The following is a 12175-nucleotide window of genomic DNA, read 5'->3' as shown; positions in this document are numbered from 1 at the left end:
ACTATCGTTTCGAGCCGATGGGCTAGGATATCAAGCGGTTTCACTCGCTGCAGGAGTCAGCATGACGTCGTCCCCTTATCAGTCACCGGGTACGGATCCCTACATTGAGCCAGCCGGCTACCTGAAGGGCGGCAAGCCGCTCTGGAAAGCATTCTGGTTGGTACATTTCCTTGGGCTTGTGCTCGTCTATGTGGTTCTTCGTTTCGGTGTGCTGGAGCACTTCGCCGTACCGATCCTTGAGCTGGTGCAACGCTGGGACGCGCAGTTTTTGGGCAGGGCAGGTTGGTACGTGTTTGCGCTCATCGCGCTGCCGCCGCTGTTGATATATGCCTGCTTCAGCCTGGTGGTGGTCTGGCGTTGTGGCCGCAATACCCGCTGGTTCGCCTGGACGATACTGGCGCGCACGGTGGTTGTGTTGACTGCCCTGTTTCTGGCCTGGGCGGTTGCGATGTGCGTCTGGAGGATTGTTTCCTGATCACAGGCGCTGCCGTGATCAGGGCGCGGGCGCCATCTGCATCATGCGTATCAGCGGTGCGTATTCGGCGTGGCTGACGGGGGTTATCCCTGATGCATCCTGGGAGGCGAGGAAGGTCGCCAGGCCATCCAGCTGGGTGAGCATGGCGGTGCGGATGAGGGCCTTGAGCGCTGGGCACAGGTTCGCACTGAAGACGTAAGGGTCGTAGTAGATGTCATCCGAACGCCACAGTACGTTGAAGGTGTCGCGCTGGATTTTTCCGCTGTTCAGGTAGTCATCGGCGCGCACGCTGGCGACGAAAGCGGCATCGACCCTGCCGTCCAGCAGCGCGTCCAGGGATTTGTCATGGGAGCCGGTGTAGACCACCGAGCCAAAGAACGTCGATAGCGGCACGCCTTGCTGCGCCGAGAACTCGGCATTGGGCACCACGCTGCCGGAGGTGCTGGCCGGATCGCTCAGGGCCACCCGTTTGCCGCGCAGTTCTGGCAGGTCTGTGGCGGTTTCACGACGTGTCAGCAGCAATGCCTGGTAGTGGTGGCCGGCGGGGGTGAAGTAGCCGGTTTTTATGGTCAGGCTGGCGAAGGGTTCGATGCGTGGATCGCGCTGGTGGGCCAGTACGTAGGAAGCCGGGCCGAGCCAGGCGATGTCCACACCACCCGAAACGATGGCGTCGACCACGCTTTCGTAGGACGACGCCGCAACGATCTCTACTGGCATGGCCACCACGTCGCTCAGGCGATCGAGCAGTGGCTGATGCTCCTTCATCAGCACTTCCATGCTCTTTTTGGGGATCACCCCGATGCGCAGGCTTTGCTGCGAACAGTTGGCCTGGGCATGAGTGGTCAGCGCTAACGCCAGCAGCAGGCCGACCATGTACTTTATTGTTCGCATGGGGGCTCCGCAGCGTTGATGAAAGGGGCGTATTCGCGCAGTTGTGCCGCCGTCATCGGGCGGCTGAAATGGTATCCCTGAGCGAGATCACAGCCAGCCAGGCGCAGGCATACCAGTTGCTCGCGGGTTTCCACGCCCTCGGCCACGACCTCCAGCCCAAGGCGTTTGGCGAGGATGATGGTGGACGTGACGATGGGGCTGTCGTCATGGCTATTGGAGAGCTGGGCGATCATCGTTCGGTCGATCTTCAATCGGTTGAGCGGCAACGACTGCAAGTGCGAGAAGCCGGCGTAGCCCTGTCCGAAATCGTCGAGGCTGATGCTCAGGCCGGCATCGCGCAGTCGACTGAGGTTCTCGATGGCCTGGCCTTCCTGATCCAGCACCGCAGTTTCAGTGATTTCCAGTTCCAGGCTGCCCTGCGGGATGCCGTAGCGCTGCAGCTCGCCCAGCAGGCGCTCGCTGAAATCTGCCTGGCGCAATTGCAGCGGCGAGACGTTGACCGCCAGCCACGCTTGCACCCCTAACGCTTGCCAACGAGCCAGTTCTTCATAGGCCAGGCGCAGCACCTCCCAGCCCAGGGCGACGATGAAACCGCTGCGTTCGGCCAGGGTGATGAAACGGTCCGGGTAGAGCAGGCCGAACTCCGGATGCTGCCAGCGCACCAATGCTTCGTAGCCTTCCACGCGCATTGAGTCGAGGCGAATCTGCGGTTGGTAGTGAAGGACGAACTGACGCTCCTTCAGCGCCAGGCCAAAGGCCTGTTCCAGCGAGAACTCCTCGATATCGACCTTGTTCAATGAGGGATCGAAGAAGCGGTACTGGCCGCGCCCAGCTTGTTTGGCGGAGTACATCGCGGCGTCGGCACAGCGGATCAGCTCGTCCACGACCTGGCCGTCACGGGGGCAGATGCTCACGCCAATGCTGGGGCTGGTGTTCAGCTCGTGTTCGTCCAGCGAGTAGGTTTCCGAGAGCTTCTTCACCAGGGTTCGTACCCAGGCGCCGATCTGCTCCTCGCTACGCTCGCCGGCCAGCAGGACGACGAACTCGTCGCCGCCAAACCGTGCGGCCTCGTCGCCCGGCTCGAGGGCGCGACTGATACGGCCTGCCACCGCCTGTAACAGCAGGTCGCCGACTTTGTGGCCCAAGGAATCGTTGATCGACTTGAAGCGATCCATGTCGATGAACAACGTTGCCATCAACTGACGTTTGCCGCGCTGTTCGGTGAGCGCCCGAGCCGCCACTTCCATGAACTGGCGACGGTTGTGCAGGCCGCTGAGGTGATCCGTGGCCGCGGCGTGGCTGCTATGTCGGTGCTCTTCCTCAAGGCGGTTGATCAGTTGCTGGTTGATCTGCTGGGCGTGCTCCAAGGCGATAAACGCCTCCTGACGCTTGCCCAGCACGCGCCAGGTCCAGAGCAGCCCGGTGAGGATCAGCAGTGTCATGCTCACGTTCAGCCAGAACTGGCGATCATAGGTGAGCCGCGATGGGGCGAGGATTTCCTCCTTGCGCTGGCTCATCGTTACCGTGAAGCCGCGTTGCGGTACGCGTCGGTAAAGGCTCTGGTATTCACCGTCAGCACTGAACTGGCGGTGCCGCCCCGATAGCTCGTCGCTGTCTGGCAAGTCAGGGGTCAGCGCTGCACCGTCCACCACCACGCCACTGCTGCTGATGCGCAGGCGCTCCCGTCCGGCGCTGTCTAGCAGGCGCATCAGGCCGCTGCCGCCGAGGTCGATGTTCTGCAGCAGCACGGCCAGATAACCGATATCCAGCTGCACCAGCAGAATACCCTCGAGTGAGCGTGTCGTCGGATCGGTAAGAGGCAGTAGGAAGGGCAAGCGCCAAGTAAGCTGCGATTCGCTTTTCAAGAGAGGCAAAAGCGGTTTGAAGCCATGGCGAGCGATATGCGCGTTCAGGAGCGTCAACCATTCTTCCGGCAGTTGCGGTGGCTCGTCGGTGTGGCTGGAAGAAAGCGCTCGACCCCTGCTGTCGTAGAGGCTCATGCGCTTGAGCACCGGGTCTTCGGCGAGCATGCGCACCAGGTTCCAATGGCTCTGTCTCTGGTCACGTAGATCGATCTGCGCGACTCGGCCAATGGCCTGAGCGCGATCCACCAGTTGGCTGAGATTTTCCGCAGCCATGGTCGACAGGTTCAGGTGTTCGGCGGCCTTGGCGGCGAGCGCTTCTTGCTGTGAGGTGTCTTTCTGCTGCAGATACAGGCCCCACAGAAAGGCGAGGGTGATGGCGCATAAGGCCAGGAGCATTAGCTGCAAGAAGCTCAGGGATGACACAAAACGACGGATCACCACTGTTCATCCCACTCAATCAGTGGTGGCAAATTAATACTATCTGATGACGTTTTCGTGACATATGGATAGGTCTCGGCTCACGAGCGGTCTACTGGGCTCGAGAGCATGCCAGGCATGGTCGTTTTCGATGCCTGTCGGTCGAATCACTGATGTGAGCACGGGAGGATGGAAAATGAGCGAAAAATTACGGGTCTTGTTCGTCTGCGTGGCCAACGATGCACGCTCGCCCATGGCCGAAGCGTTGTTACGTCACCTGGAGAGCGAGCACTTCGAGGCGCACAGTGCCGGCACCCAACCGGGGCAGCTCGATCCACGGGTCATCACGACGCTGGAGCACGCAGGTGTAAGCTCCGAAGGGCTGCGCAGCAAGTCGATAGACGAGTTTGCCGGGCAGCACTTCGACTACCTGATCGACCTGTGCGACAAATCCTCGGACGAGCCGCTGTTGTTGCCATCGTCCAAGGAAGCGCTGGTGTGGAATTTCGCCGATCCCACAGCTGACGAGCACGACGACGCCTTTCGCCACACCTTTCAGGAAATCAGCGAGCGCGTGCGCATGTTTACCCTGTTGAAGAACAAGGTCGTCAACGCCTAGCTGACGTGTTGGGTGTGGCAGGGGAGGCGCAGCCAGGGCTGCGCCTTTGGTGCGGGGGCTGCGACATGTGCCGCTTGCCCGTCATGACAGGCTCAGCGCCGCAAGCCGGATAGCAGCTCACGAAAGCTGGCGATCGCGTCTGCCGACGCCTGCTGTGGATCGTCCGCACCGGCAATCCACAGTGACGCATTCAGTGCTGCGCCGTTGACGAGGTAGGCGGTCGCCCGCGCATCCACCGGCTTGATGACGTTCTGCTCGATCAACGCCTCAATGCTCTGCATGGTGCTTATCAGGCACGCGCTGTGGCTGGCCGCCCGCGCCGGTTCGCCAAGAACGGCCGGGCCATCGAGCAGCACGATGCGTCGAATTTCCGGCTCGAGCGCCAGCCTGATCCACTCGACACTCTCCTCGACGAAGCCTTCCCAAGGCGAGCTCGCCTGCTCCACGACCGCTCGCAGCCGCGCAGATGATTCTTCGTCGATCTGGGCGATGACGGCTTCCAGCAGGCCTTTCTTGCCACCGAAATGGTGGTACAGCGCGCCGCGCGTCAGTTCGACATCGGCAGTCAGATCTTCCATGGCCGTATCGGCGTAGCCCTTCTCGGCAAAGGCCTTGCGCCCGGCAGCGATCAGCTTGCTGCGGGTTGCCGCGATCATATCCGCACGTTTTTGCCGCGCCATTGCGCTCTCCTTATCGATCGGTGCATTGACATGCAGTGTGTATGTTAATACATTAATTGCATACATTGTGTATGTGAGTGTGGCGACAAGCCGCTCAATCGGTAACGTGATCAACCCTGAGCAGGAGAACGAAATGAACATGGCATCGAATCAGCAGGTCGTGCTGGCCGCGCGTCCAGATGGAGATTTGCAACTAACGGACTTGCGTCTGGAGGATGTGGCAGTGCCAATTCCAGGGGAGGGCGAGCTGCTGCTGGAAACCATTTACTTGTCGATCGATCCCTACATGCGCTGGTGGATGAGGGCCGAGAAATCTTATAACGACCCTATCGAGATCGATCAGGTCATCGTCGGGGCGACGGTATCGCGTGTCAGGGAGTCCCGGCATCCCGACTGGCAGGCGGGTGATTGGGTGCTGGCCTTCTCCGGCTGGAAACGCTTTGCCCTCTCGGATGGAAGCGACCTGCGTCGCCTCGATCCGAACCTGGCACCGCCTTCCACCGCCCTGGGTGTGCTCGGCATGACCGGTTTCACGGCTTATGCGGGGCTGCGCAACATCGGCAAACCGAAACCCGGCGAGACCGTGGTGGTCGCCGCGGCGAGCGGGGCGGTCGGCTCCATGGTCGGACAAATCGCCCGCTTGCGTGGCGCCCGGGCAGTTGGCATTACCACCGGAGCGCACAAGCTCTCCTACACGAAGGACGAACTGCATTTCGATGCGGTGGTTGATTACAACGCGCCGGACTTCGCCGAACAATTGGCGAAAGCCTGCCCGGATGGCATCGATGTGTACTTCGAGAGCGTCGGTGGAAAGATTTGGGATGCAGTACTGCCGCTGCTGAATACTTACGCCCGCGTGCCTGTCTGCGGCGTTATCTCCCAGTACGAGAAGCCCTCCGGTGCACAGGAAGTCACCGATCGCCTGCCCAACACCATGGCTCAGATCATGGGCAAGAGCCTGACTCTGCGTGGTTTCATCCAGACGGAATACGCCGAAGAGCAAATGGCCGATTTTCTTCAGGAGGCGGGGCAGTGGGTTGCTGACGGCAAATTGAGCTATCGCGAGCAGGTTACCCATGGTCTGCACACGGCACCGCAAGCCTTGATCGACCAGCTCAAGGGCCGCAATTTCGGCAAGACGATCGTTCAGGTCGGCGAACCGTAAGCTGGCGCAACGGCTGTCGATGCGCAAAGCCGCCTGCATCGGTAAGTGGCCTGGTGGTCGATTGCAGAGCCGTATACAACTCAATGGGCGCCGTCATCGGCGTCTTTCTGACGCTAGGGGTCGGGTGGGTTCCGATCCGGCCAGAGTCTTCACGCCGCATGCGTAAGGGGTGGATAGAAGGAGAACCCGGATCCTATTCCACGGCTGCCTTACGACTCTCGCAGTATCTCTATGAACGCGCGCAGGCCTGCTGGCACGTGGCGGTTGTTGGGGTAGTAGAGAAACAGGCCGGGGATCGGCGGGCACCAGTCTTCCAGCACGCAGGTCAGCCTGCCGTCATCCAGGTAGGCTCGTGCGAAAGGCTCCGGCACGTAAGCGATACCCAGGCCGTCGGCTGCGGCCTCGACCATCAGCTGACTGTTGTCCAGGGTCAGAACGCCAGGCACATCGACTGCCACATCCCGGCCCTGCCTGTGGAATTCCCAGCGATACAGTTTGCCGCTGGGCAGACGCTGGCGGATGCATTGGTGCTGGCCAAGGTCATCCGGCGTTTGCGGCGCGGGCCGGGCGCGCAGGTAATCGGGCGAGGCCACGGCGAGAAAGCGCAGGTCGCTGCCTACAGGAATCGCGACCATATCCAGCGGCACCGCTTCCCTTAACCTGATCCCGGCATCGAAGCCCTGTTCGACGATATCGACGAGGCGCCCTTCGGCCACGAGGTCGAGTTCGACGCCGTCATGCCGGGCGAGAAATTCCGGCACCACGGTTTGCAGCAACAATCTGATCGCACCTTCGCTGCCATTGATGCGCAGCTTGCCGAGGATTCGTCCCTGTGGCCCGGCGACATCTTCGAGCGCCGCCTCCAGATCACTCAACAGCGGGGCCAGACGCAGGAGCAGACGCTCGCCACTCTCGGTCAGCGAAACACTGCGCGTGGTGCGGTGCAGCAGGCGAGTGCCCAGCCGCTGCTCGAGGCTGCGTACCGTATGGCTCAGCGAGGAACGGGTGACGCCCAGTAGATCCGCTGCACGGCGGAAGCTGCGGTGTTCGGCCACCGCCTGGAAAGCGCGCAGATCAGTGAGGGTTGGTTTGCTAATTGGTGATTTCATTTCACCTCTTCATGCTATTTGGTGGTTATTCACACAATAATAATAGTGCCATAGCCTGAGCCTTCTTATTAGCCACTCGCTTTGCTTCAGGAGGTTTCTCATGGCCAAGACATGGCTCATCACAGGTACATCGACCGGCCTCGGCCGCCTGCTCACCGAACGTCTGCTGGCGCGTGGCGACCGTGTGCTCGCCACATTGCGCCGACCGGGAGCGCTGGATGATCTGCTGGCGCTGCACGCCGATCGTCTGCAGGTGCTGACGCTCGACGTGACCGATACTGCGGCGATAAGGGCAGTGGTCGCCGAGGCGTTCGAGTCCGCTGGACGCATTGATGTTGTGGTCAGCAACGCCGGTTATGGGCTGTTCGGGGCGGCGGAAGAAGCCAGCGACGAACAGGTCGAGCGGCAGATTGCGACCAATATGCTCGGCTCGATCCAGCTTATCCGCGCGGTGCTGCCGCATTTGCGCGGGCAGGGCGGCGGCCGTGTCGTCCAGGTATCGTCGGAGGGTGGCCAGATCACTTACCCGAGCTTCAGCCTGTACCACGCCACCAAATGGGGGATCGAAGGCTTCGTCGAGTCTGTGGCCAAGGAGGTCGCGCCCTTTGGCATCGACTTCATCATCGCCGAGCCGGGGCCCACCGCCACCAACTTCGCGCAGGGGCTGGATCGCACCGAGATCATGGCCTGCTACGAGCAGACCCCGGCAGGCGACGTTCGCCGCGCCCTGGCGTCAGGCGACTTCGTCATCAAGGGCGACGCACTCAGAACCGTCGATGCCATGATCATGGCCGCAGACCTGCCTTCCCCGCCACTGCGCCTGGCGCTGGGCAGTACCGCCTATGCCTCTATCAGCCGGGGTCTGCAGGAAAGACTGGATGAGCTCGAAAGCACGAGAGACGTCGCGCTCTCGGCGGACGTTGCCTCCTGAATCGGAGCCAGGCAATTCATCGGTCTTGCTTGCGCAGGCGGCTTGAATCAGATGACACCACCAACCGAATCCATTCGAAGCTGCCAGCCGTCAGGAGACGGCCGGCGAATATCACCCTATGACGACACCACCGGCAGATACACCGTGAAAACGGCACCTCCCGCAGCGGCGTCTGTCACGGTGATACGGCCCCTGTGAGCGCGCACGATTTCCTCTACCAGATGCAGCCCGAGGCCATGGCCGGGTTTGTCGGTCTTGCCCCGGTAGAAGGGGTGGAAGATATGCTCGCGGTCTTCGCTGGCTACGCCTTTGCCCTGGTCGGTGACAGCCACGGTGCCGCGTGGCGTTACAGTGATGCTGATGGTGCCGGTGGCTTCGCCATGCACGAGGGCGTTCTGTACCAGGTTGGTTATCACACGGCTCAGTGCACTCGCCTGGCCAAGTACCCAAACGGGCTGGTCGGGCGCATTGAGTACCAGGTCATCACAACGGGACAGGGCCACGGGGGCGATGTCGGAAACGATGTCGCGGGCTAGTGCGACGAGATCGACGCGGACGAATTCGACCTGTGGGGACTGCAACCGCTGCAAATCCAGCAACTGTTCGGCGACGGTGGCCAGACGGCTCAGGTCGATGAGCAGAACCGGCTTCAGTGGGTGCGACGGCATACCGTCGATGCGTGCCATGAGCACGGCGATGGGCATGCGTAACTCATGGGCGGCGTCGCGCAGAAATCGGTCACGGGCGTGGTAGGCCTTGCTCAGCCGCTCCATGGCGGCATTGAAGGCGCTGACCAGCGGGCGGATCTCCCGGGGCACGGAGTCTTCCGTCAGGTGAGCATCCGGGGTGGATATATCGAGGGCGGAGGCCTCTTTGGTCACCCTCCGCACACCTCGGGTCGCGTGCAGCACGACGATGGGCGTCGCGAGCAGCGTGAACAGGATCAGCGGCGTCAGAAAGTAGGGGCTGAGCAAGCCGGTGGCGAGAAAGATCAGGTTCATGAAGTTCGAGGTCGCCACTCCGCCAACCATGATATGAACCTGCTGCCCTTGTATCGGCTTGACCTCGATGCGCATCGTCAGTTTGTGCTGCTCTGGCAGAGCACGCATTTGCGAGACACCCAGCAAGGGCAGGCTCTGTTCCAGGGCCTGATACTCGGATGGGACGCTGCCCAGTTGCTGGCGATGGCCATTGGCATCGCGGATGGTGACCCAGAGATCCGGGTTGGCGGCCTGCAAGTCACGCAGCTCAGCGGTGGGCTCGAACGACAGGCCCTGTGGTTGTACCGAAATGGCCCCTACCAGGGTGTCGATGACCGAGTCGTTCATGAAGGTGAATCGGTCGTCGATGATGTAGTACAGCGTGCCCGCAATCGAGGTCATCAGAACCACCACCTGCATGAGGCACAGCGACCAGAGCAGGCGGCCGATCAGTGAGGGGCTGTGCAGTACTTTCATTGGCCTTCCTTGAGCAGATAGCCGACGCCACGAATCACCGCGATCTCGACCCCTGCGTCGGCTTCCTTCAGTGCGCGACGCAGCTTCGAGACATGGGCATCGAGCGCGTTCGACTGGATTTCGTCGGCCAGGCCGTAGACCGCTTCATGAAGGTTTTCTCGCAGCACGGTTCGCCCTTGGCGATAGATCAGGGCCTCCAGAATCAGCAGCTGGCGCCGGGGTAGATGAAGCGGCAGGCCATCGACGATGGCCTCACTGGCGGTGAAGTCGAAAGACAGCGCGCCAAGGGTGGCGGTAGGCAGAATGACTGTTGCCGGGCGCCGAGCGATGGCCCTTATGCGGGCCAGGAGTTCGTCGGCGGCAACGGGTTTGACCACGTAATCGTCCGCCCCACCATTCAGGCCATCGACCCGTTCTGCGATTTCCCCGCGGGCGGTCAGCAGCACGATCGGCAGGGCGGGCGACAGGCGCCGGGCGGTGGTAATGAAGTCGAGACCATCGCCATCGGGCAGGCCGCGATCGAGGAGCAACAGATCGTGCACATGCAGGCGCAAGGTCATCGCCGCTGCGGCGAGCGAATGAACCATGTCCACGATCAAGCCATGGCGCCCCAACGCTGCCTGCAGGGCCTGGGCCATAGGTAAGTCATCTTCGACCAGAAGGATTCGCAAAGCCGCTTCACCGCACCGTTTCACCGAGGCGCCATAGTAGCGGAGCGCAAAAGTTTGCGACGCAATGTTCAGGCAATGTTCGGCGGTGACTATGCCAGGACAACTGCTCCCAGGGATCGGGGCTTCATGCGTCGCAGCGGCTTTCTCTGCCTAGCCGGTGCACAGATCCTGCCGGGACATGTGCTACCTGCAGATCTGTGCCAGCAGAGCACCGCAACTGTTAGGTAGGGCTGATCATGAGTCGGACTCTTGTGGTATTCGGTGCGCAGAACAGCGCAGGTGCATTGGCCGCTCGCCAGTACGGCAATGACGGCTACGACGTGGTGCTGGTGGCCGATGACGCGCAGTGCGTGCGCGCACTGACGACCGTGCTGGAAAGCGAAGGCATCTCGACACGAACCTTCACCGGCGACGTCTCCAGCCCCGAGCACGCCAAGGCGATGATCAGATCCATCCGCAGCACGGTCGGCCCTATCGATGCGGTGTACTACGGCCTCGATCCGCTCAATACAGCTGACTACGCCGCCGCATTGAACCCGGACAGCGCCACCGAAACATGCGCGCTTACCTACCTGAGCATGACTGCCGTGGTGGACGAAGTGCTGCCAGAAATGCGCTCGCGCAAGTCGGGCGCCATCCTGGTCGAGCGCAACGACACTGAAGTGGCCACACCGCCGAACCCTGGCGATAAAGACCCAGCGACCGCGGCGTGCAGCTATCTGCAAGGCCTTCGGCAGGAGCTGGCCTGCGAGGGTGTACATATCGGCATGCTCAGCATTGGCTCGCTACTCTGTCGGCATAATGCCGGTTTCACGCAGCAGAGCAGTGGCCTTCTCGCCAAGCCATGATCATGTAGCCTTGCAGGGGGCGAATCAGAAGATCCCCACATAGGCCTCACCTCCAAGGGGTGGTCGCCCGCCAGGCACGTTAAAACCGCGATAGCGACTGATGCTTCTTGCCCTTGCCAGGACGCCAACCCTGCATAGTTGCCTGCAGCGACAATCCAGCCTTACTCGCTGAGTGCTTATTGCAAGCGCAACCCTGTGCCTGGCCGCTGGCGTGCGAGCGATCCGTGCTCAAGAAGGCCATGTTCGGCAATACTCACTTTTCAAGATTCTCGTCCTCGGGCCGATGCAGTGATACCTACTCTGGAGTCCTTGTCGTGTTCAACTCTCGCCTCAAACAAATCAACAGTGAGCTGGAAGCTCGCTTAGCGATGCAGGAGGAGGTAAGGGAGAACCTCGAAAAGGAAATGATCATCATCCAGCTCAGCGCGGATGGCCGCATCGAGCGTGTCAACGAGCTGTTCCAGAACGAACTCGGCTACCGGGCCGGGGAAGTCGAGGGGCAGTACCTGACCCAGCTATCGCCGTCGGAACTGGCCCGTGACCCGCACCAGTTGCGCGCGCTCTCCGCGATCAAGGAGCGTCGCCATTTCAACGGTGCCTTGCGCTTGCTGGGCAAGGATGGCCAGCACGTATGGCTGCGTTCTGTGGTCATTCCCATGAGCGATCATTTGAGTGGCACAAAGCAGGTGGTCATCCACTCCAGCAACCTGACGCGCACCATCGAGGCGTCGCTGGAGAACGAGAGCCTGGTCAAGGCGCTGCTGCGCTCGACGGCGGTAATCGAATTCAGCCTGGACGGTACGGTCATCACCGCCAACGATTCCTTCCTGCGCGGCATGGGCTACAACCTCGCGCAGGTTGTGGGCAAGCACCACCGCATGTTCTGCACCGCCGAGGAGAGTGCCTCGGAGGGCTATCGTCAGTTCTGGGAGCGCTTGCGCCGCGGTGAATTCGTCGTCGCGCGCTTCCGCCGCATCGACAGCAGCGGTCGAGACGTCTGGCTGGAAGCCTCCTACAACCCCATCACCGATATTCACGGCAAGCTCT

Annotated in this window: 11 protein-coding genes and 1 pseudogene; 6 read left to right on the top strand and 6 right to left on the bottom strand. The window is 61.4% G+C overall.

What is annotated here, in order from left to right; all coding sequences use genetic code 11:
* Positions 1 to 61 precede the first annotated feature (61 nt).
* Positions 62 to 475 carry a hypothetical protein gene (locus tag K5Q02_RS01665; protein ID WP_225835736.1) on the top strand — a complete coding sequence of 138 codons (414 nt, stop codon included), beginning with the start codon at positions 62 to 64 and terminating at the stop codon, positions 473 to 475.
* Positions 476 to 493: 18 nt separating this feature from the next.
* On the opposite strand, the gene K5Q02_RS01660 is transcribed toward K5Q02_RS01665, so the two are convergent.
* Together K5Q02_RS01660 and K5Q02_RS01655 are read right to left on the bottom strand one after the other, a co-directional pair.
* Positions 494 to 1366 (bottom strand): phosphate/phosphite/phosphonate ABC transporter substrate-binding protein, encoded by an 873-nt coding sequence (locus K5Q02_RS01660; protein WP_225835734.1) that lies wholly within the window; start codon positions 1364 to 1366, stop codon positions 494 to 496.
* On the bottom strand, positions 1354 to 3669 hold the full coding sequence (locus tag K5Q02_RS01655; protein ID WP_225835733.1) for a putative bifunctional diguanylate cyclase/phosphodiesterase: 2316 nt from the start codon (positions 3667 to 3669) through the stop codon (positions 1354 to 1356). The genes K5Q02_RS01660 and K5Q02_RS01655 overlap by 13 nt, the downstream gene beginning before the upstream one ends.
* A 175-nt stretch (positions 3670 to 3844) precedes the next feature.
* On the opposite strand from K5Q02_RS01655, the gene K5Q02_RS01650 reads away from it, so the two are divergent.
* Positions 3845 to 4267 (top strand): arsenate reductase ArsC, encoded by a 423-nt coding sequence (locus tag K5Q02_RS01650; RefSeq protein ID WP_225835731.1) that lies wholly within the window; start codon positions 3845 to 3847, stop codon positions 4265 to 4267.
* A gap of 92 nt (positions 4268 to 4359) precedes the next feature.
* Here K5Q02_RS01650 and K5Q02_RS01645 read toward each other — a convergent pair whose 3' ends face one another.
* Positions 4360 to 5088 (bottom strand): TetR/AcrR family transcriptional regulator, encoded by a 729-nt coding sequence (locus K5Q02_RS01645; RefSeq protein ID WP_228747495.1) that lies wholly within the window; start codon positions 5086 to 5088, stop codon positions 4360 to 4362.
* Here K5Q02_RS01645 and K5Q02_RS01640 point away from each other — a divergent pair.
* Positions 5081 to 6112 carry an NADP-dependent oxidoreductase gene (locus K5Q02_RS01640; RefSeq protein ID WP_225835729.1) on the top strand — a complete coding sequence of 344 codons (1032 nt, stop codon included), beginning with the start codon at positions 5081 to 5083 and terminating at the stop codon, positions 6110 to 6112. The genes K5Q02_RS01645 and K5Q02_RS01640 overlap by 8 nt on opposite strands.
* 209 nt (positions 6113 to 6321) lie before the next feature.
* On the opposite strand, the gene K5Q02_RS01635 is transcribed toward K5Q02_RS01640, so the two are convergent.
* A complete protein-coding gene (locus K5Q02_RS01635) occupies positions 6322 to 7221 on the bottom strand; it encodes a LysR family transcriptional regulator (RefSeq protein ID WP_442963953.1) in 900 nt (299 codons plus the stop codon).
* Between the two features lie 100 nt (positions 7222 to 7321).
* Here K5Q02_RS01635 and K5Q02_RS01630 point away from each other — a divergent pair, with 100 nt between their 5' ends.
* Positions 7322 to 8152, top strand: coding sequence for an SDR family oxidoreductase (locus K5Q02_RS01630; RefSeq protein ID WP_225835727.1), 831 nt, complete (start codon positions 7322 to 7324; stop codon positions 8150 to 8152).
* A gap of 116 nt (positions 8153 to 8268) precedes the next feature.
* On the opposite strand, the gene K5Q02_RS01625 is transcribed toward K5Q02_RS01630, so the two are convergent.
* Together K5Q02_RS01625 and K5Q02_RS01620 are read right to left on the bottom strand one after the other, a co-directional pair.
* Positions 8269 to 9609 carry a sensor histidine kinase gene (locus tag K5Q02_RS01625; protein WP_225835725.1) on the bottom strand — a complete coding sequence of 447 codons (1341 nt, stop codon included), beginning with the start codon at positions 9607 to 9609 and terminating at the stop codon, positions 8269 to 8271.
* Positions 9606 to 10247 carry a response regulator gene (locus K5Q02_RS01620; protein WP_230411028.1) on the bottom strand — a complete coding sequence of 214 codons (642 nt, stop codon included), beginning with the start codon at positions 10245 to 10247 and terminating at the stop codon, positions 9606 to 9608. The genes K5Q02_RS01625 and K5Q02_RS01620 overlap by 4 nt, the downstream gene beginning before the upstream one ends.
* A gap of 269 nt (positions 10248 to 10516) precedes the next feature.
* Here K5Q02_RS01620 and K5Q02_RS01615 point away from each other — a divergent pair, with 269 nt between their 5' ends.
* Together K5Q02_RS01615 and K5Q02_RS24480 are read left to right on the top strand one after the other, a co-directional pair.
* Positions 10517 to 11128, top strand: a complete 612-nt coding sequence (locus K5Q02_RS01615) for an SDR family NAD(P)-dependent oxidoreductase (RefSeq protein ID WP_225835722.1) — start codon at positions 10517 to 10519, stop codon at positions 11126 to 11128.
* A gap of 239 nt (positions 11129 to 11367) precedes the next feature.
* A pseudogene (locus K5Q02_RS24480) lies at positions 11368 to 12171 on the top strand (PAS domain-containing protein); the annotation flags it as partial.
* Between the last annotated feature and the right edge of the window lie 4 nt (positions 12172 to 12175).

Origin of the sequence: Pseudomonas sp. MM211, assembly GCF_020386635.1 — a bacterium.
Lineage (GTDB): Bacteria > Pseudomonadota > Gammaproteobacteria > Pseudomonadales > Pseudomonadaceae > Aquipseudomonas.
The sequence above is the reverse complement of the archived record's forward strand: the minus strand, read 5'-3'. Positions and strand labels throughout refer to the sequence as shown.